Raw genomic sequence first — 21805 nt, 5'->3', positions numbered from 1 at the left:
AACTAGATTCAATCAAATCGAGCGACAAAAAGAAGTAATTATGTATCGCGCGGCAACAATAAATTTATCGCGCGATAAATATCTTGATTTGATGTGACTCAGATTCAAGTATGCGAATGCGACTCGGTTATTTGTATTACCTCTACCGGCGTTGCGACCCGCTCTACTGCTGGGTCCACCTCCCGTCTATCGTAGTGAGTGCCGGTAGTCGGGAGGTTGCACAGCCATTACCTGAGAAAGTATCCGCGGCGCATACCCAGGCAATAGATCAACGCCCCTACATTGTCACCGCAACGCTTCCAAGAGGTTCAGACTGGCATATCCGTCTGGCAGCAACCCCTGCGCCAATTGATACGCCCGAACAGCTTTGACCGTGTTTGGCCCTGTGCGCCCGTCGACGCCTTGGGTATCAAATCCAGCCTGGGTCAGACGGGATTGCAGTTCCTTTTTCTCGGTGAAACTCAGCACCCTGTCACCACGCGGCCATTCGGTCTGGAACGACCCCCGTCCGGCCAGACGGTCAGACAGGTATCCTATCCCGATCACATAGGCGTCGGCACCGTTGTATTTCTCAATCACCTTGAAATTGTCGAAGATCATCAGCGCCACGCCCTGCCCTCCGGCCGGTAACAGGATCGCCGCTTGCCCGTGATCCGAAATTTGGGCGCCGTTCGCCGCCACCACACCACGTGCGGCCCATTGTGAGGGCATCAATGTGTGATCCCGCCGTGCGGTGGAATAGTCGAACCCTTCGGGCAGGGTCACCTCAACGCCCCACGGCTGCCCCTTGGTCCACCCATGCCGCGCCAGATAGGCGGCGGCCGAGGCCAGCGCATCGGTTGGATCGTCCGACCAGATATCGCGCCGCCCGTCCCCGTCGAAATCAACCGCATGGTCCAGAAACGAGGTTGGCATGAATTGCGTATGCCCCATCGCCCCGGCCCAGCTGCCCATCATATTGCGCGGGCTGACGTCGCCCGCCTGAATGATCTGCAATGCGGCGATTAACTGGGTTTCGAAAAACTGCGCGCGTCTTGCGTCAAACGCCAATGTCGCCAGTGATCGGATCGTGTGATCACTGCCCCGATAGGTCCCGAACGAGGTCTCAAGCCCCCAGATCGCTGTCACAACCTCTTTTTCGACGCCGTACTTGGCTTCGATGCGGATCAGTGCGTCGCTATGGCGTTCCAACCCCACCCGGCCGTTTCTGATGCGCGTGTCTGAGACGGCAGAATCCAAATACTCCCAAATGGGTTTCGAAAACTCTGCCTGGTTGCGGTCGCGCCTGATCACGTCCTTATCGTAGGTCAAACCCGCCAGCGACCTGTCCAGTGTTGAGGCTGATATCCCCTGCTCGGACGCCCGTTCACGAAATGCTCCAAGCCACGCCTGAAACCGCGCGTTTCCTTCCGTCGACACCCGGTACTCCTTAGCTGAGGGTCGTAAAACTGGCCGGATCGATATCGCCACGCCAGCTGACGCCAGCTGTATGGCCTGTGACCCGCCCAGAGTATTTATAGATTCCGCCTGCACAATGGATGCCCATAATGCGGCGGTCATAACGCCACCTATGCATTTACGCATTCCGAATTTTCCTGGTTACTGCTCGACTTCAGAGTACCGCAGAATTTGCATTTTCCAAAGCGTTCAGCTTGACCCCTCGCGATCTCTTGCTTTGTGTTCCGCACGAATTCCGGCAAGTGCCTCGCGCAGCAAAGGGATGCGGTTTGGTCTAAAGCTTTCGCCTGTCACGGACATTTCGCGTATCCGGTCCAGCCGAAAGACGCGAAAATCCTGCCTCAGATGGCACCAGGAAATCAAAACGCTGGCGCGGTCCATATAGACGATACTCAGCGGGTTCACCTTACGGCGCGTGCCATCGCCCTTGGCATCAGTGTAGGCAAACTCGATCGTGCGTTCGTTCCATGTGGCCTGCCGCAAGTCAGCCACCGCGATGGTGGGCTTGGCTGGGCGATCAAAGCGCGTTGCTGTCAGCACTGCATGGGACAGGCGGTGTGATTGGCGCTGTGGCAATCGCCCCTGCAATTTGCGCAACGTATTGCTGGCGGCGTCTGCCAACCCAGGATCACCAATGGCCTGAACCTCTCGCAGCCCCAAAACCAGTGCTTCAAGCTCATCATCTGTGAACCCAAGCGGCGGCAGGGTTGCGTCTTCGATCAGGGTAAAGCCAAAACCGGCCTCACCGTCGATCACCGCCCCAAGCCCGCGCAACGATTCAATATCGCGATGAACGGTACGCGGCGAGACGCCCAGATCCTGCGCCAATTGTTGCGACGTCTTCGGCGAAGGACCAGAGCGCAAGGCTTGCATCAATTGGAACAGGCGGGCGGTTCGGGACATAGTGCAGATTAATCTAAACCTGATGACAGAAACTGTCATCAGGCAAAGCTATTCCTCGGGCATCCCGAATTTGGAGCCTCCGATGTTGACCCTTATGATTTACCCTTCGGCCTTTGGCCTGTTCAGCGCCAGCCCCTTTTGCGTCAAGGCCGCATACATGCTGGAACATGCGGGCCAGCGTTGGCAGCGGTCCGATATGTTGGACCCCCGCAAGATGCCCCATCAGAAACTGCCGGTTCTGCGCACGCCAGAGCGTCTTGTCCCCGATAGCGACCTGATCCGCGATTGGCTTGAGGCGCAGGGCGCGAACTTCGACGCTGGGCTAAGCGACATACAAAGGGCGCAGGCGCGAACGCTGATCCGCATGGCAGAAGAACATATCTATTTTCAGGTCGTCCAGGACAGATGGGCCAATGACGAGGTTTGGCCAATTCTGCGCAAGACCTTCTTTTCGGTCATTCCCGCTTTGATCAGAACTCCTGTATCAAACTCTATTCGGAAAAAGGTCGTTCAGGGGTTGGGGTTTCAGGGTGTCGGCCGGTTCTCACCTGCTGAGCGTCAGGATCGATTGGAGCGGGACCTTGAAGCGATATCCGCTTATTTGTGGCAATCGCCGTACCTTCTGGGCGACCGGCCAACATCAGCAGATATGAGCGTTGGGCCCATGTTGGCCGCAATGCGCGCAACACCGGTGGAAACCCCGCTGACCCAGCGGATCAAACAGGATAGGCTGCTCAACGACTACGTAGACCGAATTGAGCAGGCAATACCGCTGCCATGACACCTTTTAACGACCCTGCGGTACAGACCGCCTTTGAAGCGTTCCCCGAGGACACCCGTTCAGGTGTCCTCGTCTTGCGCGAGCTGGTGTTTTCAACCGCTGGGACTTTGCCTAAAGCTCAGCCATTGAATGAAGCTCTGCGTTGGAGTCAACCCGCCTATCTGGCGCCCAAGGGGTCGACCATCCGGCTGGGCGGGCACAAAGCGGCATCGTTTGCGCTGTTCGTGCATTGTCAGAGCCGACTAATGGGTGATTTCACCACTGCCTTCCCGGGCGAGGATCGGTTGGACGGCAACCGGGCTATTCTGTTTGATGACCCGGATCAGATTGATAAAACCCGGCATGGCTGGCTGATCGCACGGGCGCTGACCTATCACCTTTGACGGCGTTTGCGTTCGACCTTGCGCTTGATCCTGTCCTTCTTGCGCTTTGTACTGACCGCCTTGCGCCGCGCACCCCCCCGCTTAGCAGGCCCGCCTCCGCGCGGCAGGGCCTGGTCATCGATGGACAGCAGCTCCAGCTCGAGCCCCCCGGTAACGGGCGTGGCCGCGGTCAGGCGAACGGTGACACGCTGGCCGATGGCAATGATCAGCCCTGAGTCCGATCCCATAAGCGTGCCGGCTTCGCGGTCGAAATGGAAAAACTCGCGCCCCAGTGACCGGACTGGCACCAGACCATCCGCGCCAGTTTCATCCATCTTCACAAAGGCGCCGAACCGGGCAATGCCGCTGATACGACCGCTGAACTCATTGCCCACGCGCTCGCTCAGATAAGCGGCCAGATAGCGATCCGTCGTATCCCGCTCGGCCATCATCGAGCGGCGCTCGGTGTCCGAGATATGCGTTGCCGTTTCATCGAGTCGCGCGATTTCATCCTCGGTCAACCCGTCGTCACCCCAGCCATGCGCCGTGATCAGTGCGCGGTGCACGATCAAGTCCGCATAACGACGAATGGGAGAAGTGAAATGCGCATAGTTCCGCAGCGCCAGACCGAAGTGTCCAAAGTTTTCCGAATTGTAATAAGCCTGTGCCATCGAGCGTAGGGTTGAAAGGTTGATCAGCTCTGCATCCTCGGTCCCGGCGGCAGCGTTCAGCAATGCATTCAGGTGCCGAGTTTGCAGCACCTGACCCTTGGCCAGGTTCAGACCAGCTGCCTGCGCGGTTTCCCGCAGGCTTTCTAGCTTTTCTTGCGCCGGTTCCTCGTGCACACGGAACAGCAACGGGCGCCGCTTGGCGATCAATGTCTCGGCGGCGGCAACGTTGGCGAGGATCATGAATTCCTCAATCAGCTTGTGCGCGTCTAAGCGGTCGCGGAAGGCCACACTTTGGACCTCACCCGCGTCGCTGAGAACGATCTTGCGTTCGGGCAAGTCCAATTCCAGCGGTTGCCGTTCTGCCCGCGCTTTCTTAAGCGCGGCATAGGCATCATATAGCGGCTTCAACACAGGCTCTAACAAAGGCCCTGTGCGGTCGTTTGGATTGCCGTCGATAGCGTCTTGAACTTCGGCATAGTGCAGCGACGCGGCCGAGCGCATCAGACCACGTACAAAGCGATGAGCAATCTTGTTTCCATCCGCATCGATCTGCATTCGAACAGCGATACAGGCGCGCGGAACGCCTTCGTGCAGCGAACACAGGTCTCCAGAGAGGCGATCCGGCAGCATCGGCACCACCCGGTCCGGGAAGTAGCTGGAGTTGCCACGCTTGCGCGCCTCACGATCCAGCGCCGTACCGGGCTGCACATAGGCGGCAACGTCGGCGATGGCGACCCAGATCACATGCCCGCCAGGGTTCTTGGGGTCATCGTCGGCATGGGCATAGCAGGCATCGTCATGATCCCGCGCATCTGACGGATCGATGGTCAGCAAAGGTATATCCCGCAGGTCTTCGCGGCCTTTTAGACCAACCGGTTTGGCCTTATCGGCTTCGGCAATCACCTTGTCAGGGAAATCATCCGGAATACCGTGCTGATGAATTGCAATCAGTGACACAGCCTTGGGCGCCGATGGATCTCCCAGCCGTTCCACAATGCGTGCGCGCGGCAGGCCCATTCGGTTCTTTGGCCCAGCCTGTTCAGCCTCGACCAATTCTCCATCCTTGGCACCCAATACGGCCCCATCAGCAACCAGCCATTCGGTCTGACCGGCTTTGTCTATGGGCACGATCCGTCCGCCTTCCGCCCCTTTGCGAAAGATGCCCACGATCTTGCGCGGGTTCGTCCCGACACGTCGGATCAGGCGTGCTTCGTAATTGTGGTCTTCTTCATGCACAACCGTGAGGCGGGCCAGAATGCGGTCGCCCTCGCCCAGCGCAGGATCGCTGGCACGGGTGATGAGCAGAATGATCGGCTCGACGCCTTCGCCATGCCATTCCAAAGGCCGCGCGAACAGGTCGCCATCCGCATTCGGAGCCTTCACCTGCAGCACGCTGACCGGTGGCAGGCGGTCCGGGTCGCGATAGCTGCGCTTGCGCTTTTCCAGATGCCCCTCGGCCTCTAGCTCTTTCAGGATGCGTTTCAGATCGATCCGGTCCGCGCCCTTGATACCAAAGGCTTTGGCGATATCGCGTTTCGAGGTCAGGGTGGGGTTCGCCGAGATCCAATCGAGGACCTCTTGCTTGGTAGGTATGCGAGTCATATCTCCGGCCTATCACGGGTATGCGACCGCGTCATGACCAAAAAGCTCAGGGCGTCAGGTCAGCCACCGTATCAACGTCCCGCAGATGGTCCAGCAATCCTACGCGGCACCCCGGAACTGAGGCCAGAGTGTCAGCCAGCGCAGTTTCAGTAGACCAGCGTACATTACGGAACAGGCTTGTCGGCAACGCCTTGTACCGCTGAGCCCCTACCAACCAATAGCCACCGTCCGGCGCAGGGCCAAATACAAATTCCGACTGTCCCAATTCCTTGAAGGCTCGTGCAATATGCTGGGATGTGATCCCAGGAATGTCCGCGCCGATCAGACAAACCGGTCCCTGCGGCATGCCGCGCAACATGCGTCCCATGCGGTCGCCCAGATCACCTCGCCCTTGCGCCGCGCGGGGCAGATCAACGGGCCAGATGCGGCTGGTCAGACCTTCCCGATCCGGGGCGACGGCAAGCACTATCTGCCAGCGTGGGTCCCGCAATCGCCGGATCAGCGCGCGTGTCTGATGGCGGAACCACCACGCCGCGCCAACCATGCCGATGTCGCGCCCCAGCCGTGTCTTGACCCGACCCGGGCGGGGTTCTTTCACCATGATGACCAATGTGCGCTGCATGGTTCAGGCGAAATAGTCCTGAAGGATACGCGTGTAGATCGCCTTGAGCTGTTCAATCTGCGCCACCTCGACGCATTCATCGACCTGATGCATCGTTCGGCCAACAAGGCCGAACTCAACCACTGGGCAATGGTCTTTGACAAACCGCGCATCAGATGTGCCACCTGTTGTCGACATCTCGGGGCGCACACCGGTTTCGGTCTCGACCGCTTTCGCGACCAGATCAGACAGGGGGCCGGGCGGGGTCAGAAAGCTCTCGCCTGAGATCTTGATCCGGACGTCGATCGCGACATCGTAGGTTTCAGCCACGGCTTTGGCTTCGGCCTCCAGCCACTCACTGAGGCTGGCGCCCGAGTGCAGATCGTTAAAGCGGATATTCACGGCTCCGGTACATTGCGCCGGGATCACGTTGGTAGCTGCGTTGCCCGTATCAATGTTCACAACAGCCAGGGTTGAGGCATCGAAATGGTCCGATCCCTGGTCCAGTTCGTGGCTGGCCAATTGATGCATCAACCGCGCCATAGCCGGCAAAGGGTTCTTGGCCCGATGCGGATAAGCCGAATGCCCCTGTACCCCGGTCACGGTAAACCAGGCGGTCATCGAACCACGCCGCCCGATTTTCATCATCTCGCCCATTGTGTTGGGGCAGGTCGGCTCGCCCACCAAACAGGCGGACATGCGCTCCCCGACCTCAGACATGTAATCAAGCAGTGCCGTTGTGCCATCCACGGCGTCACCCTCTTCGTCGCCCGTGATCGCAAGAATGATCGCCCCATCCGGTGGTGTGTCACGCACAAAGTCCACAGCTGCAGCCGCAAAGGCTGCCACGCCGGATTTCATATCCGTGGTCCCGCGCCCGTACATCACGCCTTCGCGGATTTCTGCACCAAACGGGGGCATCGACCATGCCGCCTCATCTCCGACCGGTACAACATCGGTATGTCCGTTGAATCCAAAGCTGCGCGGATGCGCTTTCGACCCCCAGCGCGCATATAGATTGCTAACATCACCCCGGTCCACACGGGTGCAATCAAAGCCTGCCGCCGACAATACCTGCTCCAGCAACACAAGCGCGCCGCCTTCCTCAGGTGTGACTGATGGGCAACGGATCAGGTCCGCCGTCAATTTCACCGGATCTGTCATTTCTGGGCCCTTTTGGTTCGTTCATGCGTAGGATCGTGCACAGATTCAACGAATTGGACCAATTGCCAACCCCTGACCACGGGAATCTGAACGCTTTTTCGCGCATCTCTCGAATTGACACCCCAATAAAACATGGCGGTTTACCTAGCGGCCACCTTGCCGTGCCTTTCAAATCTGCGTTAGAGGGCCGCGAAACAGGTGAATTGACGATGATACGTGCGCTTCTCGTTTGGATCTGCCTGACTTTCGCCGTTCTTGCACAGCAAAGCCAGGCGCAGACGCTTTCGGTCACAACCGTGACCCGCCCCCCGTTTTCCTATGTCGAGGACGGGGCCCAAACTGGTTTTTCCATGGACCTACTGCAGGCTCTGGCCGAGGCCCTGAACTGGGATTACTCAGTCAACCGGGTCGAGGCGTTCGGCGACATGCTAGATGCCGTGCAGAACGGAACAGCCGACATGGCTGTGGCCAATATTTCGATCACGGCTGCGCGCGAAACACAGATGGACTTCAGTCAGCCCATATTTGAGGCCGGCCTGCAGATCATGGTGCCATCGGATGCAGCCCGCAGACCTTCGCTGCTACACGCTTTGCTGTCTGTCGAGCTGTTCATTGCCATTGGTCTAGCCTTTGCGATCCTGCTTGGCGGCGGGATGCTGATGTGGGGGTTTGAGCGTCGGGCCCAGCCGTATTTCGACCGCAAGCTGAATGAGGCATGGTTCCCGTCTTTCTGGTGGGCGCTGAATCTTGTGGTCAACGGCGGGTTCGAGGAACGCATGCCGCGCACTCCGTTCGGACGGTTGCTGGGCGTGGTTCTGGTTGTGTCCTCTTTGTTCATCGTATCTGTCTTCACCGCGCGGATCACGTCGGTCATGACCGTGGATGCCATCAGCGGCAACGTGAACTCGGTCAACGATCTTTATGGCAAACAGGTGGGCACAATCTCGAACTCGACTGCCGCAAACTTCCTGAACCGACGCGAGATCGAGTTTTCCGGTTATGAAAACCTGGATGATGTGCTGACCGCATTCCAAGATAAGGAGTTGGACGCCGTTGTTTTTGACGCGCCGATCCTGTCCTATTACGCGGCGCATGAAGGACGTCGGATCGCATCGATGACTGGCGGTGTTTTTCTGCGAGAGAATTACGGGATCGCGTTCCCGACCGGATCACCATTGGTCGAGGACGTGAACCAGGCCCTGTTGGCGCTGCGCGAAGACGGCACCTATGACGAGATTTACCGCAAATGGTTCGGGGTCCGGAACTAAGCCGGTTCTTCATCCCCGAAAAACGGCGTCATTTGCGCCACGATAACGGCGTTTTCGTCCAAGGCCCGCTGCATCAGGTCGCGTTCGTCCGGGTCGATGTCGTGCCCCTGCGCCTCACGCTCGGCCAGAGTTCCATAGCCGGTGACGTCCAGTGGCGCGGTGTCGGCCTGTTTCAGGATCGCCACGGTTTCACGCACCGCTTCAGCCTCATCCACGCCGCTAGCAAAACACATCAGCGCTGCTCCGGTCGCGCCTTCGGGCAAGCCGTCGCCCTCTTTGCGGCCAATCTGAACGAGCAATGTATAAACTTGCTGACGGGACGGTTTCTTTTGCTTTTCCATGCAGGGGGCCATAGCCGCGCGTCTGTCCGTGGTCAAGCAGCCGGGAATTGCGGGAAGCTCCCAGCACGTCCATAGTACCCGCGAAAACCCATTTCAAACTGCAAAGGATTTTCATGGCCTACCCAGATTTCATCACAGACTTCCCAAGCCTCGCCGTCCCATTCCCCGAGGACGTGGTGCAAACCGCCGTCATCCGGTCAGATGCGGGTTTGGTCGCGTTCTTCACCTTCCTCAAGGACTTCGAACTGCCACCGCATTCACACAAGGCGCAATGGGGCACGGTGGTCGAGGGCGAGGTTGAACTGACAATCGGCGGAGAAACTAAGACCTATCGCCCCGGCGACAGTTATTCGATCCCGTCTGGTGTTGAACACGGCGGGAAAATCAAAGCCGGAAGCCGCGTGATCGACGTGTTTGAGGAACCCGACCGCTATCCGGTCAAAGGATAAACAAAAAGGGCTGCAGCGAGATACGCTACAGCCCCGTTTCATACCCGCGCCTACTTTAGTCGCGCAGCAGTTCGTTAATCCCGGTTTTCGAACGGGTTTTCTCGTCCACACGCTTTACGATCACGGCGCAATACAGGTTGACGTTGTTCTTGGACGGCATCGAGCCCGCGACAACCACCGAGTACGGTGGAACTTCGCCATAAGTGACTTCGCCGGTTTCGCGATCCACGATCTTGGTGGATTTGCCGATAAAGACGCCCATTCCCAAAACCGAGCCTTCGCGCACGATGCAGCCTTCGACCACTTCGGAGCGCGCGCCGATAAAGCAATTGTCTTCGATGATGGTCGGGCCAGCCTGCATCGGCTCCAGAACGCCGCCGATGCCAACACCGCCTGACAGGTGTACGTTCTTACCGATCTGGGCACAGGAACCAACGGTGGCCCAAGTGTCGACCATAGTGCCTTCGTCGACATAGGCGCCCAGATTCACAAACGACGGCATCAGAACCACACCGGGTGCGACATAGGCCGATTTGCGCACAACACAGTTCGGCACCGCGCGGAAACCGGCTGCGCGCCACTGGTTTTCACCCCAGCCAGCGAACTTGCTGTCCACCTTGTCCCACCAGCCGCCGTCTTGCGGACCGCCGGTCTGGATTTCCATGTCCTTGATGCGAAAGCCCAGCAGAACCGCTTTCTTGGCCCACTGGTTCACATGCCAATCACCGCTTTCCAGCTTTTCAGCAACCCGCAGCGAGCCGCTGTCCAGTGCGGCCAGCGTATCCTCGATCGCTTCGCGTTGTTCGCCGGTGGTGGCGGGCGTAATGGTGTCGCGCGCCTCCCAGGCGGCTTCGATAGCGGTTTCCAGTTGCGCGTTGGACATCGGATGGCTCCCTGCAGAATCTGTTCACGTTTGTTTGGCCTATACGCAACTGCACCTCGCGGTGCAATGCGACGCAGAAGGTACGATTTGCGGCTAGGTTAACCTGTGATCAGCTTGCGCGGCGGATATGACGCGTCAGAATGGCCGTCGCCGTGGCCGCGTCTTTGCGCTTGAGCGCCTGAACGATGGCTGCGTGGTCACCATCCGCACGGTGTACCCACTTGGGGCGCCAATGGGCAAACAGGTGGCGCGCGCCGGCGATATGCAGGTCATCAATCGCATGCAGCAGGCGTGGCAACCCGCACGGCGTCAGGATCGAGCGATGAAAGGTACGGTTGCACGCTTCCCACTCGGGCATCGTTTGCGCAGCATCACAGGCGATCCGAGCATCATCCGCCTCTTTAAGCGCGCCAGGCGTCATATTCTGTACCGAATGCTGCAAGGCCAGGGATTCCAGCGCAACGCGCATTTCAACCACTTCGCGCACTTCTGCCGGGTCCAGCGCCGAAACACGCATACCGCGGCGCGGCTCACTTTGGGCCAACCCGTGCGCTTCCAGACGCAGCAATGCCTCGCGCACCGGTACATGGCTGGTCTCAAAGGCCCGCGCGATGTGATCCTGACGCAGCTTTTCACCGGCAACCAATTCGCCCGTGATAATCTTCTGTCTAAGGTTTTGGTAAATTGTGTCGGCGATCGTAGTGGTCATAGATTATCGATAAAATCCTTAACCACCTTCCACAAGCCGATAATTCACCCCATCAGCGGGTCCGGGGTAATATTTCCCCCGCACAGCAGAACCGCCACGCGTTCGTCCGGTTCAGGCTGATAAACACCTGAGGTCAAAGCCGCCAACGCAGTCGCCCCGGCCGGTTCGACCAATATGCGATGGGTCTGCCACAGCGCCTTTTGCGCGGCTGCAATCGCCTCGTCTGAGACAAGAACAGATGTCATTCCTTGCGCAAGATCGAAACAAATCCCTCCGATCCGCCGCGCGCCCAGCGCGTTGGCTGCTATCCCCGAGACCGAGACATCCACAGGTTCACCCGCCTGCAGCGCCGCGTTCAGCGCGCAGGAGGTTTCCGGTTCGACTGCTACGACCTTGCGCGTGCCATCAAACCAACCCAAAGCCCCGCCAATCAGGCCACCGCCGCCCACTGCAACCAAAATGGTGTCAGCCTGCAGTCCCTGCGCCTCCCATTCGGCAAAACACGTGCCCTGCCCTGCTACGGTTGCGGGGGCATCATAAGCGTGGATTTGCATCGCCCCGGTCGCAGCCTCATGCGCTCTGGCCTCGCTCAGTGCGTTTGCGTATTCACCTTGCACCACCGTCAAATCCGCGCCCGTCTGTTCAATCAGGGCGATCTTGGATGGTCCGGCAAGGTCTGGCACGAAAATCTTGGCCGGATATCCCAGCGTTTGTGCCGCATACGCCGCCGCCGCACCGTGATTGCCGCCCGAAGCCGCCACAACGCCAGCCTCGGGCACGTCCAAGCTGAGCAGCGTATTAAACGCCCCGCGCGCTTTGAAACTGCCCGTGTGCTGCATATGCTCCAGCTTCATTTCGACCGGATAATCCAATCCGGGCACGCGGCTTTCAATCACCGGGGTCGCCTGCGCATAACCATTAATCCGTTCGGCGGCGGCGGAAATTTCACTCTTCCAATTCATTCTTGTTCTTCCGTGACTGGCACTCTGCCTGCGAACCCTATAGCTGTTTTATGAACACGCAAGCAGGGAACCATCACCCATGAGAGAAGACCGCCTCAGCCCTTTCCGCGACGCCCAGACAGACCGCTCGACCGCGAGCGAGGTGCCGGACACGCCGCAGACGCGCTCACCCGCCTATCGCCTTGCCTTTGCAGACGATGATTTCCTGTGTCGGGATGAGCTACGCCCCGTGCGTTTGCAGCTGGAGTTGCTGAAGCCCGAGATGATCATGACCGAACGTGAGATCACCTCGACCATCGTCATGTTCGGTGGCGCACGCATTCCTGAGCCGTCGCAGAAACACACTGCGCGAACCCAGACGCTGGCCAACCTGTCGCAATATTACGACGAAGCGCGGGAATTCGCCCGTCTGATGACCGAAAAATCCAATGAAACCGGCTGCCGCGAGAACGTGATCGTCACCGGCGGTGGCCCCGGCGTGATGGAGGCCGGAAATCGCGGTGCCCAGGATGCTGGCGGTTGTTCGATTGGCCTGAACATTGTGCTGCCGCACGAGCAGGCGCCGAACCTGTATGTAACGCCCGATCTCAGCTTTAATTTCCACTATTTCGCCATTCGCAAGATGCATTTCCTGATGCGCGCCCGCGCAATCACCATCTTCCCCGGCGGCTTCGGCACGATGGACGAGCTGTTCGAGTCGCTGACGTTGATCCAGACTGGCCGGATGGAGCGTGTGCCCTTCCTGCTGTTCGGTCGCGAATTCTGGGAAAAAGTCATCAATTGGGAGGCGCTGGCCGATGCGGGGACCATCTCGGACGAGGATCTCGATCTGTTCCGCTTTGTCGATACCGCACAAGAGGCGGTCGACATTATCGATAACTGGGAACCGGCCCCACCGCGCGACGAAATACCGGGGCGCTGAAACATGAAACCGCCAAAAACCGGTGAGATGCTGCACCTACGTGGGAACGCACTGAACAAGGGCGATCCGGTGGCCCTGCCGCTGACACAAAGCAGTATGTACCATCTGCCCGGCGCACCGGACGGGCATCCGACCTATGGTCGGGTCGACAACCCGACATGGGGGCATCTGGAACATGTGCTAGCACATTTGGAAGACGCGCCCTGTCTGACCTTTCCGTCAGGTATGGGGGCGATCTCTGCGGCTTTGTTCGCGACGGTCAAAGCCGGGTCCCATATCCTGATCCCCTCGGACGGGTATTATGTCACACGATTGCTGGCCGATCGGTTCCTGTCCAATCTGGGCGTCTCGGTTACTGAGCGTCCGACGACGGCGTTCGCAGAGGGCGGGTTTGGCGGGTTTGACGTGGTCTTTTTGGAAAGCCCCTCGAACCCCGGTCTGGATATGATGGACCTGCCTGCGATCGCCACTGCCGTTCGCGTGGTGGGCGGTCTCACGATTGCCGACAACACAACCATGACCCCACTGGGGCAACGCCCGTTGGATTTGGGCATCGACGTGGTGGTCGCTTCGGATACCAAGGCAATGGGCGGGCATTCGGACCTGCTAATGGGTCATGTCGCCAGCCGCAACGCGCAGATCATGGAACGGGTCGAAGAATGGAGGCGCGTTTCCGGCGCGATCCCCGGCCCGTATGAGGCATGGCTGCTGCATCGCGGGTTGGAAACGCTGGACGTTCGTTTCGACCGGATGTGTGCATCGGCGCAAGTACTCGCGGAACGGTTGGCAGAACATGAGGCCGTGAAACAGATCCGCTATCCCGGCCTGTCGGATGACCCGTCCTATGCTCTGGCCAAGTTGCAGACGTCCCGGTTTGGGTTCTTGTTGTCGATCACGTTAGAGACCGAGGAAAAGGCCGAAGCTTTCATCAACACCTGCCCGATGCTGCGGCCGGCCACATCGTTTGGCGGTGTTCACAGTTCTGCCGAACGACGGGCACGCTGGGGCGACGATGTCGACCCTGCATTCATCCGCCTGTCAGTAGGTTGCGAACCGTTAGAGGAACTGTGGCAGGCGATTGAGAGCAGCCTGAACGCGCTGTAATTACTTCTTTGGCTCGCGCAATTCGGTGAACACGTAGATCGGCAGCAGAACGCTGGCGATCAACGCGCCCAACCAAACAAGCAGGGTCGCCGCTAACAGGTTGGCAACGCCGCCAACTGTCAACCCGGCCGTAATCAGATCAGTCACCAACAGGCCGACAAACGTCACGATCAAGGCAATCCCACCCTTGATGGAGGGGGCTTTTTTCTCACCCAGTTTCAGGATCAGCGGCTCGGCCACCACCTGCACCAGCGTGAACACGATCACCACGACGATGAATGAAATCGGTTTAATCGCAAACCCCGACAATAATAGCGTAGCAAGCAACAACCCGATGGCGTTCCCGGCCATAAGGGCCAGTGCGGACTTGATTCTGCGCGTCATAGGGTTCTCCGTGGATGATCAGTTAGAAACATGCAGATATTAACAGGCCCATGGGATTTTGCGAGCGCTTTCAAAAGCCGCTTTCTTTTGGGTCATTGAAATCGCATGATAAAACACATTCATCCTGTTCAGACCGACCCGCGAGAGGTGAGATGAGCGACGATCCCTATACCATCCTTGGCGTCGCCAAAGACGCCAGCGCCGCCGAGATCAAAAAGGCTTACCGGCGCATCGCCAAAGAATGCCACCCGGATCTCAAGCCCGGGGATGCCGAGGCAGAGGCCAAGTTCAAGGACGCTGCGTCAGCCTATGACCTATTGAAAGACCCTGACACGCGCGCCCGGTACGATAGTGGTGAGATTGATGCCTCGGGTCAGGAACGGCGCAAACAGCAATATTATCGTGAATATGCCGAGGCCGCCGGGAACCCTTATCGCGGTCGAGCGGCAGATCCGGATGACATGTCCGACATCTTTGCCGAGTTCATGCGGGGCCGGGGGGGACACCAGCAGCGCACGCACGAATTTCACGCGCCGGGCCACAATCGCGCTTACAATCTGCAGATCAGTTTTCTGGACGCGGTGTTCGGCGCCAGCCAGAAGCTGACTCTGCCCGATGGCGATCGGATCGAAGTCAAAATACCCGCTGGCATCACCGACGGGCAGACCATCCGCCTGCGCGGTAAGGGTGATCCGGGGTTCGGCGACGGGCCCGCCGGCGACGCCTTGGTAACCGTGTCTGTGGCAAAGCATCCGGTATTCGATCGTCTGGGCGACGATATTCATATCACTCTGCCGATCACGATTGACGAAGCCATTCTGGGTGGCAAGGTTCCTGCCCCCACCATAGATGGTGGCGTCAATGTCAGTGTTCCAGCCGGCACCAGCAGCGGTAAAACCCTGCGTTTGCGTGGTAAGGGAGTTAAGAAGCGCGGCTCGTCTGATCGTGGGGATCAATTGATCGAACTGACGGTCTCGATGCCGGACCAGATTGATGATGATTTGAAGCAATTCATGGAGACATGGCGCGAAACCCACAGCTATGATCCACGGAAAGGAATGCCGTCATGACCCGCACCCTTACCGAAGAGCAGCTGATCGCAACCGTCACCCGCCTGACCTCGAACCGCCTGACCGAATACCTGGCTGCCGAGATCGTCATTCCCGAGCAAACCGAGCAGGGGTTGGTGTATCACACCCTCGACGTGGCGCGGTTGGAGCTGGCGTGCGAGCTGCACGACCAATACCAGATGGAGGCTGATGCGCTGTCGATGATGATCTCACTGATCGACCAGATGCATGGCCTTCGGGCTGAGTTACGAGAGGTTCTGAATGCGGTAGATACGCAACCGGAGCCGGTGCGTCAGACATTGATCGAGGTAATTGGAACGGCGCGGTTTGGTCGCAAGTAACCCGCGCTTAGTTGCCGACAACATACTCTTCGGGAACAAAGAAAGTGTAATCCCGATCAGCCACCGCTTCGTGACAATCATGGCAATAGATGACAGCGTCCGAACGCGCGCCCATCGTGTCACCAAACAAAGACCCGTCCGGCATGACCATGATATAGCGCCAGTCCGCAGTTTCCGGGCTGGTGCCTTCAGCGAGTTTTTCCATCACGAACAAAGCCCCGGGATGGACATTGCCCTCGTCCGTGACCGTGACGCTGTCCTTGGCCAGCACTGACCCCATCGGCAGCTTTTCACCCTCGGCCAAAGTGCCATAGTTGTGAGCCATGCGGTTGGCATAGCTGTTCACATAGCGCTGCCCATGGGTTGCCGAGATGTAAGGGGCATCGTTGAACAACGGCCATGCCTGATAGTTCATCAGCAAATCTAACTGCGCGGCGGCATAGCCACGCTCCATCCGGCGCTGCAGGGACTTGTAGATGCCCAAAGCTTCTTCTTTGGACAGCTCGGCAGGATTTTCAATGGCAAGGTGAGCATCCTCACCACTGGATTGAGCGCCAGCCTGATGCGCAGCAAGCCCCACCACAAACAAAGCCGCAAGAGATGTCGGAAACAGTCTTATAAATCGTACAAACATGTATTTGGCCCACCTGCTTCAAAAGGTTCGCCTGAACGCCGCAAGTTACGTGTAAAATGATAGCGGCCATGAACAAACGCGCCACGACCGGAATGCGACTCTCACTGCTTTGTGCGCAAGTGTGAAGCCTAGGCAGCCGGTTTCAGCCCCCAAAACATATCAAATTGTGCATACAAATAACAGCGGCCAAAACATTAATTTCGTGGCGTAGAATGCACGAAAGTTGGGTGTGTTAGTTCTGCAATCCCGCTTCGGCTTCGATCTGCTTGCGCGACTTGCGCGCGCGCTCTGTGGCGGATTTCAATTGACCACAAGCCGCCATGATGTCCTCGCCACGCGTCTTGCGAATGGGAGAGGCATAGCCTGCCTGATAAATGATGTTCGCAAACGCCCGGATGCGGTTGTTCGAGCTGCGCTTATAAGGCGCGCCGGGCCATTCGTTGAACGGAATCAGGTTGATCTTGGCGGGAATGTTGTGGCTTTTGATGTGGTCGATCAGGCGATGCGCATCTTCGTCACTGTCATTCACACCATCCAGCATCACGTATTCAAAAGTAATCCGCTCGGAATTGGACACCTTGGGATAATTTGCCAATGCCTGCAGCAGTTCTTGGATGTTCCAGCGCTTGTTGATGGGCACCAGAAAATCGCGGGTTTCATCCGTTGTCGCGTGAAACGAGATTGCCAGCAAACAGCCGATCTCGTCAGCTGTGCGCGCAATTTCCGGCACCACGCCGGACGTTGACAAGGTGATCCGACGGCGTGACAGAGAAATGCCTTCGGGGTCCATGGCGATCTTCATCGCGTCGCGCACGTTTTCAAAGTTATAAAGCGGCTCACCCATGCCCATCAGAACGATGTTCGACAACAGGCGTGTTTCGTCCTTTGGTGCACCAGGGGTTGGCCATTCGTCCAGATCGTCGCGGGCCATCATCACCTGACCGACGATTTCCGCCGCCGTCAGGTTCCGCACCAGTTTCTGCGTGCCCGTATGGCAAAAGGAACAGGTCAACGTGCAACCAACCTGAGACGAGATACACAGCGTCCCGCGATCCTCTTCGGGGATGTAGACAACCTCAACCTCATGGCCACCCGCGATGCGGCACAGGTACTTGCGCGTGCCGTCCTCGGACACCTGCCGGGTCACGACCTCGGGGATCTCAACAACGAAATTCTCAGCCAGTTGCGCACGATACGCTTTGGCGAGGTTGGTCATCTCGGCAAAATCGCGCACGCCCCATTGATAGATCCACTGCCAGATCTGCCCGGTCCGCATCTTGGCCTGCTTTTCCGGCGTGCCATGTTCGATCAGAGCGTCACGCAACTGATCACGGGTCAACCCGACAAGGTTGATCTTCCCCTCGGGCAGTTTGCGGGGGATGGTCATGACATCTTGAGTAATCGGCGCTTTAGGCGACATATTGCTATCTCAACGAATTCGGGCTTGGGATGCGCCTCTATATAGGATCGCGCGCAAAGATCAAAAGAATTCGTATCATTAATTTGCCATGCGCAGCAATTCATCCACACGCGCCCGGCCCAGATCAACGCGGCAGGACGCAATGGCAATACCGGTACCAGAGCCGCCACCGTATGAAGCCCCCACTGCTTCACATTGCGCATCGCGATATCCTCTCCATGCCTCTTGTGCAGCCTCAAGTGCCGGTTGTGCGACCACACGGTCTGTGACCTCGTCCAACTCAACTGCGGACTGCATGGCGAAGCCATAGCTTGTCTCAACAGCCATATTCACGCGTTTCTCCATTTCCCCAACGCAGGCTCCGATTTCGACCTGCGAACCTGCGTCGAAACATTCCAGGCTGGGATCTGCCCACGCGGCCGAAGAGAAAAGCACTGCAATCAAGACGTAACGCATTATCCGTTTCCACATATGAACCCTTGTATGTGGCCACCGTAGCACGCGTTGCGCCGTAGTCCCAATTGCAAGTCGGCCGCAAAGGCCAAACCGATGCGACCGAACTATCTGCATTACGATTACGAGGAATCAGGTCAGGTGAACATGTCAGATCCCTGCAGGTAGGATGTCGCAATCATCCGCGTCCAAAGTTTGCACGGGGTCTTTCGGGCCGCATTGCTCGCCAGATACCGGATATATTTCGTTGTTTTTTTCACATGCACTCAGAAATACGGCGGCGACCACCAACACAGCGGCAAGAGGTTTGTTCAGCATGGATAAGCTCCTTCCATAAATTTGAACTGATTGGTTCAGAAAAACGGATCGCTCGCCTTGATGCGGATCAAACTGGGGGGGAGACGTGGCGTAAAGATCAAATGGCATGCACGATCGCCCACGAAAAAGCCCCGCCAAATGACGGGGCTGCGTAAACCTGTTCTACTTACTTATTGGGTGCAGCGCTTTTCGGCGTCTTCGATCGCAGCACTGAAACCCAACAGCGAGAACGTGTCTTTGGTCTGGGTTCCGCGCTCGGACCGGGCGGTCAGAACGGCCTCGGTGCCGCGCTTCATCGCTGCGACGACCTTCAGGTCTTCGCCTTCGGTTGCCGGCCAGGCCCATTCACCTTCGGTGATCAAAGCGAACTCGGTGCCGTCAATCTCAAGGGTGACCGTCGATCCTGCCGCGAAAGGATAGCCGCCGGTAAAGGTCACCTGACCTTTGACTTCGGCATTCGGGCGGTAGAACACGAACAACAGGATGTCGCTGCGGCGCACCGAAACCACGCGTCCACCTTTGGTGTTCACAGTCTCTTTGGGCGCGGATACGCTCCAGCACTCTGTGGGATCTTTCTCCACAAAAACGCTCCAGTCGGTCTTCGCAGCAACCCGATTGGTGCTGGTCGCCTGCTGAGCGATTGCGGTTGTGGCCATTCCTGCCACGCACAGACCCGCAATTGTGCGGACGAGTTTTAATCCCATCTGTCCAGCCTCCTAGCTCGACCTAATACCTCATACCCATCGAGACCGCATTCGAACTCTGTCGGTTCGTCTGTAAGTTGCGTATTCCGATGATTGTCGACATACACACACTAACGCAGGTTTCGCCACAGGCGAAAGGGCGATTGGCAGATTTTTGCGCATATAATGGAGGGGCCAGATGACGCAGCCGGTACCAATGACAGAACTATGGCGAGGCCCCTTACTGGAAAGCCTGCATCTTGGCCATGCAGTGATCTGCGACGACAGCGGTCAAATTGTACGCAGCTGGGGTGATCCGGATGCGGTGATATATCCCCGTTCGTCTGCGAAAATGATCCAGGGGCTGCCGCTGATCACATCGGGTGCAGCCGCCAAATATGGCCTGAACTCCGAGCATCTGGCCCTCGCCTGTGCCTCGCATAGCGGCGCACATATCCATACCGACAGGGTTACTGCCTGGCTGGATCACTTGAGCTTGACCGAACACGATCTGCGCTGCGGTCCGCAAGAACCGCAGGACATGGCCGCGCGCGACGGGCTGATCCTTGCCGATGACACGCCCTGCCAGATCCACAACAATTGCTCGGGCAAGCATTGCGGGTTTCTGACGGTCGCGCAGCACATGGGTGCCGGTCCGGAATACCTTGAAATCGACCACCCAGTTCAACAGGCTTGCCTGACCGCGCTTGAAGAGACGACCGGGGAAGCCAGCCCGGCTTATGGAATCGATGGATGCTCGGCTCCGAATTTCGCCACTTCGCTGGTAGGGCTGGCACGATCAATGGCGTGGTTTGCCTCGGCCGCAGATCGGTCGGACCGCGCCAGCGACGCGGCACAGCAACTGACGGCTGCGATGATCAAGCACCCGGAACTGGTGGCGGGCGAAAGCCGCGCTTGCACCGAGTTAATGCGCGCCATGGACGGCCGCGCCGCAATCAAAACCGGGGCTGAGGCGGTGTTCATCGCCATCATTCCAGAAAAGAGAATGGGGGTCGCGCTAAAGATCACCGATGGCACAACCCGCGCCAGCGAATGCGCAATTGCAGCCATTCTTGTCAGCCTAGGTGTGCTGGAGGCCGATCACCCGGCCACCCGCAAATTCATGAACGCCACACAATACAGCCGTCGCGGGCTGGAATGCGGCGTAATCAGACCTGCGCCGGGGTTTCACGGCTAAGGTTACATTTCGATTTCATGCACCTCGGCCACTTCGACCGAGCCTGAGCCGTTGACTACCATCGGACACCCTTTGGCCATTTCGGTCGCAGCATCAATGCTATCGGCCTTTACGACCGTAAAACCGGAGGCCGGGTTTGCGCCGCCATTGTCGACGACGCTTCCGTTGCTGACCGTATAGGATTGACCAACCGGGTTGCCGGGAATGTCCAGCGCCTCAGCCATGCCTTGAAACCATGCGCCCCAGGCGGCCATAGTTGCTTCGACCTCGGCGGGGTCGGTTGGTGTGGTTCCGCCGTGATAGACAAACAAATATTGTGGCATCTTATTTCCTCCCTAATGAAAACTTATCCCAACTGCGCCTCAAGCTTGGCCAGCGACGATGTCCAGCCCATGTTGTGGTTCGCCGCGGCCTCGGAATCTGCCAGTTCGCGGTGGTCCAGCACTAGCCGCGCCCCGTTTTCGGCCGCAACGACCGAAAACGTCACATGACTTTCCGGCCCGCGCTGATCCTGATCGTCATGCCAGGCCCAGGTGAATCCAACCGAATTGGGAGGATCAACATGGGTGACATGACCGGACACCTTGAATGTCTGGCCTTCTGCGTTCTTCATTATTGAATACCAGGGCCCCGTGCGTGAGAAATTCAGGTCATGCTCGGGCACATGCACCCCTTCGGGGCCCCACCACTGCAACAGTTTCGCCCCATCACTGATCCAGGCAAACAGGTTTTCCGGGGTGGTCGGGAACTCACGTTCCAGTTTCAGGTCGGCCATGAGTTTTCCCTTTCAATGAGGTCGCCCAGACGATCGAGGCTGTTTTCCCAGAACTGACGTTTCGAAATCGTCCATTCGGCAATCGCCCGCAGCCCGTCAGGCTGGACAGAATACATCCGCTGGGTGCCGTGGACGCGCTGTTGTACCAATCCGGCCTCACGCAGCACTTTCAGGTGGCGCGATATCGCTGCGCCCGACATGCCGCGCCCTTGGATCAGGTCACCGGCAGGCAGCTCTCCGTCCTGCATCAGTTGCTCAACAATCGAGAACCGAGTGGAATCGGACAATGCAGAAAAAGCGTTTATCAGAGTGTTCATAGCCTTTATTTAACACGTGCGTTAAATAAAGG

Annotated in this window: 28 protein-coding genes; 9 read left to right on the top strand and 19 right to left on the bottom strand. The window is 58.1% G+C overall.

The window, feature by feature from the left end; translation table 11 throughout:
* Positions 1-285: 285 nt before the first annotated feature.
* From DHN12_RS15825 to DHN12_RS15820, 3 genes are all read right to left on the bottom strand, one after another.
* Complete coding sequence (locus tag DHN12_RS15825) at positions 286-1419, bottom strand: lytic murein transglycosylase (RefSeq protein ID WP_234416662.1); 1134 nt, start codon at positions 1417-1419, stop codon at positions 286-288.
* 10 nt (positions 1420-1429) lie between these two features.
* Complete coding sequence (locus DHN12_RS24855) at positions 1430-1576, bottom strand: hypothetical protein (RefSeq protein ID WP_234416661.1); 147 nt, start codon at positions 1574-1576, stop codon at positions 1430-1432.
* Between the two features lie 71 nt (positions 1577-1647).
* Positions 1648-2361 carry a YafY family protein gene (locus DHN12_RS15820; RefSeq protein WP_108861087.1) on the bottom strand — a complete coding sequence of 238 codons (714 nt, stop codon included), beginning with the start codon at positions 2359-2361 and terminating at the stop codon, positions 1648-1650.
* A gap of 22 nt (positions 2362-2383) precedes the next feature.
* Between DHN12_RS15820 and DHN12_RS15815 the strand changes: the two genes are divergently transcribed.
* Positions 2384-3142, top strand: coding sequence for a glutathione S-transferase family protein (locus DHN12_RS15815; RefSeq protein ID WP_234416660.1), 759 nt, complete (start codon positions 2384-2386; stop codon positions 3140-3142).
* On the top strand, positions 3139-3525 hold the full coding sequence (locus DHN12_RS15810; RefSeq protein ID WP_108861086.1) for a DUF1801 domain-containing protein: 387 nt from the start codon (positions 3139-3141) through the stop codon (positions 3523-3525). Before DHN12_RS15815 ends, DHN12_RS15810 begins: the two co-directional genes overlap by 4 nt.
* On the opposite strand, the gene rnr is transcribed toward DHN12_RS15810, so the two are convergent.
* From rnr to dapE, 3 genes are read right to left on the bottom strand one after another with little or no spacing between them, the layout of a single operon-like run.
* A complete protein-coding gene (gene rnr / locus DHN12_RS15805) occupies positions 3516-5777 on the bottom strand; it encodes a ribonuclease R (protein WP_108861085.1) in 2262 nt (753 codons plus the stop codon). The two genes, DHN12_RS15810 and rnr, sit on opposite strands and share 10 nt — an antisense overlap.
* A 46-nt stretch (positions 5778-5823) precedes the next feature.
* Positions 5824-6399: a TIGR04282 family arsenosugar biosynthesis glycosyltransferase gene (locus DHN12_RS15800; RefSeq protein ID WP_108861084.1), complete on the bottom strand. Its 576-nt coding sequence runs from the start codon at positions 6397-6399 to the stop codon at positions 5824-5826.
* A gap of 3 nt (positions 6400-6402) precedes the next feature.
* Positions 6403-7542: a succinyl-diaminopimelate desuccinylase gene (dapE, locus tag DHN12_RS15795; protein WP_108861083.1), complete on the bottom strand. Its 1140-nt coding sequence runs from the start codon at positions 7540-7542 to the stop codon at positions 6403-6405.
* A 209-nt stretch (positions 7543-7751) separates the two neighbouring features.
* Here dapE and DHN12_RS15790 point away from each other — a divergent pair, with 209 nt between their 5' ends.
* Entirely contained in the window at positions 7752-8810 is a 1059-nt protein-coding gene (locus DHN12_RS15790; RefSeq protein WP_108861204.1) for a transporter substrate-binding domain-containing protein, read from the top strand.
* Here DHN12_RS15790 and DHN12_RS15785 read toward each other — a convergent pair.
* A complete protein-coding gene (locus DHN12_RS15785; protein ID WP_058279829.1) occupies positions 8807-9151 on the bottom strand; it encodes a hypothetical protein in 345 nt (114 codons plus the stop codon). The genes DHN12_RS15790 and DHN12_RS15785 overlap by 4 nt on opposite strands.
* Positions 9152-9264: 113 nt before the next feature.
* On the opposite strand from DHN12_RS15785, the gene DHN12_RS15780 reads away from it, so the two are divergent.
* On the top strand, positions 9265-9600 hold the full coding sequence (locus tag DHN12_RS15780) for a cupin domain-containing protein (protein ID WP_108861082.1): 336 nt from the start codon (positions 9265-9267) through the stop codon (positions 9598-9600).
* 55 nt (positions 9601-9655) lie between these two features.
* Here DHN12_RS15780 and dapD read toward each other — a convergent pair whose 3' ends face one another.
* The 3 genes from dapD to DHN12_RS15765 form a co-directional block, all read right to left on the bottom strand.
* Positions 9656-10483, bottom strand: coding sequence for a 2,3,4,5-tetrahydropyridine-2,6-dicarboxylate N-succinyltransferase (dapD, locus tag DHN12_RS15775; protein ID WP_058279709.1), 828 nt, complete (start codon positions 10481-10483; stop codon positions 9656-9658).
* 109 nt (positions 10484-10592) lie between these two features.
* Positions 10593-11192 carry a GntR family transcriptional regulator gene (locus tag DHN12_RS15770; protein WP_108861081.1) on the bottom strand — a complete coding sequence of 200 codons (600 nt, stop codon included), beginning with the start codon at positions 11190-11192 and terminating at the stop codon, positions 10593-10595.
* A gap of 44 nt (positions 11193-11236) precedes the next feature.
* Positions 11237-12154, bottom strand: a complete 918-nt coding sequence (locus DHN12_RS15765) for a threonine/serine dehydratase (RefSeq protein ID WP_108861080.1) — start codon at positions 12152-12154, stop codon at positions 11237-11239.
* A gap of 79 nt (positions 12155-12233) precedes the next feature.
* Here DHN12_RS15765 and DHN12_RS15760 point away from each other — a divergent pair, with 79 nt between their 5' ends.
* Both DHN12_RS15760 and DHN12_RS15755 read left to right on the top strand, forming a co-directional pair.
* Complete coding sequence (locus DHN12_RS15760; RefSeq protein WP_058272611.1) at positions 12234-13076, top strand: TIGR00730 family Rossman fold protein; 843 nt, start codon at positions 12234-12236, stop codon at positions 13074-13076.
* A gap of 3 nt (positions 13077-13079) precedes the next feature.
* On the top strand, positions 13080-14180 hold the full coding sequence (locus tag DHN12_RS15755; protein WP_108861079.1) for a cystathionine gamma-lyase: 1101 nt from the start codon (positions 13080-13082) through the stop codon (positions 14178-14180).
* Here the strand turns inward: DHN12_RS15755 and DHN12_RS15750 are convergent, their stop codons facing one another.
* Positions 14181-14564: a hypothetical protein gene (locus tag DHN12_RS15750; protein WP_108861078.1), complete on the bottom strand. Its 384-nt coding sequence runs from the start codon at positions 14562-14564 to the stop codon at positions 14181-14183. It abuts the gene before it with no gap.
* Between the two features lie 152 nt (positions 14565-14716).
* Between DHN12_RS15750 and DHN12_RS15745 the strand changes: the two genes are divergently transcribed.
* Both DHN12_RS15745 and DHN12_RS15740 read left to right on the top strand, forming a co-directional pair.
* Positions 14717-15634 carry a DnaJ C-terminal domain-containing protein gene (locus DHN12_RS15745; RefSeq protein WP_108861077.1) on the top strand — a complete coding sequence of 306 codons (918 nt, stop codon included), beginning with the start codon at positions 14717-14719 and terminating at the stop codon, positions 15632-15634.
* Positions 15631-15975 carry a hypothetical protein gene (locus DHN12_RS15740; RefSeq protein WP_108861076.1) on the top strand — a complete coding sequence of 115 codons (345 nt, stop codon included), beginning with the start codon at positions 15631-15633 and terminating at the stop codon, positions 15973-15975. The genes DHN12_RS15745 and DHN12_RS15740 overlap by 4 nt, the downstream gene beginning before the upstream one ends.
* 7 nt (positions 15976-15982) lie before the next feature.
* Here the strand turns inward: DHN12_RS15740 and DHN12_RS15735 are convergent, their stop codons facing one another.
* From DHN12_RS15735 to DHN12_RS15720, 5 genes are all read right to left on the bottom strand, one after another.
* Complete coding sequence (locus DHN12_RS15735) at positions 15983-16609, bottom strand: cytochrome P460 family protein (RefSeq protein WP_108861075.1); 627 nt, start codon at positions 16607-16609, stop codon at positions 15983-15985.
* 232 nt (positions 16610-16841) lie between these two features.
* Positions 16842-18029 carry a 23S rRNA (adenine(2503)-C(2))-methyltransferase RlmN gene (gene rlmN, locus DHN12_RS15730; protein WP_108861074.1) on the bottom strand — a complete coding sequence of 396 codons (1188 nt, stop codon included), beginning with the start codon at positions 18027-18029 and terminating at the stop codon, positions 16842-16844.
* Positions 18030-18107: 78 nt separating this feature from the next.
* Entirely contained in the window at positions 18108-18485 is a 378-nt protein-coding gene (locus tag DHN12_RS15725; RefSeq protein ID WP_108861073.1) for a lysozyme inhibitor LprI family protein, read from the bottom strand.
* A 147-nt stretch (positions 18486-18632) separates the two neighbouring features.
* Positions 18633-18908: a hypothetical protein gene (locus DHN12_RS24465; RefSeq protein ID WP_159090043.1), complete on the bottom strand. Its 276-nt coding sequence runs from the start codon at positions 18906-18908 to the stop codon at positions 18633-18635.
* A 62-nt stretch (positions 18909-18970) separates the two neighbouring features.
* Positions 18971-19504 (bottom strand): invasion associated locus B family protein, encoded by a 534-nt coding sequence (locus DHN12_RS15720; RefSeq protein ID WP_058272619.1) that lies wholly within the window; start codon positions 19502-19504, stop codon positions 18971-18973.
* A gap of 178 nt (positions 19505-19682) precedes the next feature.
* Here DHN12_RS15720 and DHN12_RS15715 point away from each other — a divergent pair, with 178 nt between their 5' ends.
* Entirely contained in the window at positions 19683-20681 is a 999-nt protein-coding gene (locus DHN12_RS15715; RefSeq protein WP_108861072.1) for an asparaginase, read from the top strand.
* Between the two features lie 2 nt (positions 20682-20683).
* On the opposite strand, the gene DHN12_RS15710 is transcribed toward DHN12_RS15715, so the two are convergent.
* From DHN12_RS15710 to DHN12_RS15700, 3 genes are read right to left on the bottom strand one after another with little or no spacing between them, the layout of a single operon-like run.
* Complete coding sequence (locus tag DHN12_RS15710) at positions 20684-21004, bottom strand: YciI family protein (RefSeq protein WP_108861071.1); 321 nt, start codon at positions 21002-21004, stop codon at positions 20684-20686.
* Positions 21005-21027: 23 nt separating this feature from the next.
* Positions 21028-21456 carry an SRPBCC domain-containing protein gene (locus DHN12_RS15705; protein ID WP_108861070.1) on the bottom strand — a complete coding sequence of 143 codons (429 nt, stop codon included), beginning with the start codon at positions 21454-21456 and terminating at the stop codon, positions 21028-21030.
* Positions 21444-21773 (bottom strand): helix-turn-helix transcriptional regulator, encoded by a 330-nt coding sequence (locus DHN12_RS15700; RefSeq protein WP_108861069.1) that lies wholly within the window; start codon positions 21771-21773, stop codon positions 21444-21446. Before DHN12_RS15700 ends, DHN12_RS15705 begins: the two co-directional genes overlap by 13 nt.
* Positions 21774-21805: the final 32 nt, after the last annotated feature.

Origin of the sequence: Ruegeria sp. Alg231-54 (assembly GCF_900143525.1) — a bacterium.
Classification (GTDB): Bacteria; Pseudomonadota; Alphaproteobacteria; order Rhodobacterales; family Rhodobacteraceae; genus Ruegeria.
This window is presented reverse-complemented; position numbering and strand designations above follow the sequence as displayed.

Coding starts and splice junctions, on each gene's coding strand:
- DHN12_RS24855 (WP_234416661.1), bottom strand. CDS start 1,576: ATGCATAGGTGGCGTTATGACCGCCGCATTATGGGCATCCATTGTGCA.
- DHN12_RS15820 (WP_108861087.1), bottom strand. CDS start 2,361: ATGTCCCGAACCGCCCGCCTGTTCCAATTGATGCAAGCCTTGCGCTCT.
- DHN12_RS15815 (WP_234416660.1), top strand. CDS start 2,384: ATGACAGAAACTGTCATCAGGCAAAGCTATTCCTCGGGCATCCCGAAT.
- DHN12_RS15810 (WP_108861086.1), top strand. CDS start 3,139: ATGACACCTTTTAACGACCCTGCGGTACAGACCGCCTTTGAAGCGTTC.
- rnr (WP_108861085.1), bottom strand. CDS start 5,777: ATGACTCGCATACCTACCAAGCAAGAGGTCCTCGATTGGATCTCGGCG.
- DHN12_RS15800 (WP_108861084.1), bottom strand. CDS start 6,399: ATGCAGCGCACATTGGTCATCATGGTGAAAGAACCCCGCCCGGGTCGG.
- dapE (WP_108861083.1), bottom strand. CDS start 7,542: ATGACAGATCCGGTGAAATTGACGGCGGACCTGATCCGTTGCCCATCA.
- DHN12_RS15790 (WP_108861204.1), top strand. CDS start 7,752: ATGATACGTGCGCTTCTCGTTTGGATCTGCCTGACTTTCGCCGTTCTT.
- DHN12_RS15785 (WP_058279829.1), bottom strand. CDS start 9,151: ATGGAAAAGCAAAAGAAACCGTCCCGTCAGCAAGTTTATACATTGCTC.
- DHN12_RS15780 (WP_108861082.1), top strand. CDS start 9,265: ATGGCCTACCCAGATTTCATCACAGACTTCCCAAGCCTCGCCGTCCCA.
- dapD (WP_058279709.1), bottom strand. CDS start 10,483: ATGTCCAACGCGCAACTGGAAACCGCTATCGAAGCCGCCTGGGAGGCG.
- DHN12_RS15770 (WP_108861081.1), bottom strand. CDS start 11,192: ATGACCACTACGATCGCCGACACAATTTACCAAAACCTTAGACAGAAG.
- DHN12_RS15765 (WP_108861080.1), bottom strand. CDS start 12,154: ATGAATTGGAAGAGTGAAATTTCCGCCGCCGCCGAACGGATTAATGGT.
- DHN12_RS15760 (WP_058272611.1), top strand. CDS start 12,234: ATGAGAGAAGACCGCCTCAGCCCTTTCCGCGACGCCCAGACAGACCGC.
- DHN12_RS15755 (WP_108861079.1), top strand. CDS start 13,080: ATGAAACCGCCAAAAACCGGTGAGATGCTGCACCTACGTGGGAACGCA.
- DHN12_RS15750 (WP_108861078.1), bottom strand. CDS start 14,564: ATGACGCGCAGAATCAAGTCCGCACTGGCCCTTATGGCCGGGAACGCC.
- DHN12_RS15745 (WP_108861077.1), top strand. CDS start 14,717: ATGAGCGACGATCCCTATACCATCCTTGGCGTCGCCAAAGACGCCAGC.
- DHN12_RS15740 (WP_108861076.1), top strand. CDS start 15,631: ATGACCCGCACCCTTACCGAAGAGCAGCTGATCGCAACCGTCACCCGC.
- DHN12_RS15735 (WP_108861075.1), bottom strand. CDS start 16,609: ATGTTTGTACGATTTATAAGACTGTTTCCGACATCTCTTGCGGCTTTG.
- rlmN (WP_108861074.1), bottom strand. CDS start 18,029: ATGTCGCCTAAAGCGCCGATTACTCAAGATGTCATGACCATCCCCCGC.
- DHN12_RS15725 (WP_108861073.1), bottom strand. CDS start 18,485: ATGCGTTACGTCTTGATTGCAGTGCTTTTCTCTTCGGCCGCGTGGGCA.
- DHN12_RS24465 (WP_159090043.1), bottom strand. CDS start 18,908: ATGCCATTTGATCTTTACGCCACGTCTCCCCCCCAGTTTGATCCGCAT.
- DHN12_RS15720 (WP_058272619.1), bottom strand. CDS start 19,504: ATGGGATTAAAACTCGTCCGCACAATTGCGGGTCTGTGCGTGGCAGGA.
- DHN12_RS15715 (WP_108861072.1), top strand. CDS start 19,683: ATGACGCAGCCGGTACCAATGACAGAACTATGGCGAGGCCCCTTACTG.
- DHN12_RS15710 (WP_108861071.1), bottom strand. CDS start 21,004: ATGCCACAATATTTGTTTGTCTATCACGGCGGAACCACACCAACCGAC.
- DHN12_RS15705 (WP_108861070.1), bottom strand. CDS start 21,456: ATGGCCGACCTGAAACTGGAACGTGAGTTCCCGACCACCCCGGAAAAC.
- DHN12_RS15700 (WP_108861069.1), bottom strand. CDS start 21,773: ATGAACACTCTGATAAACGCTTTTTCTGCATTGTCCGATTCCACTCGG.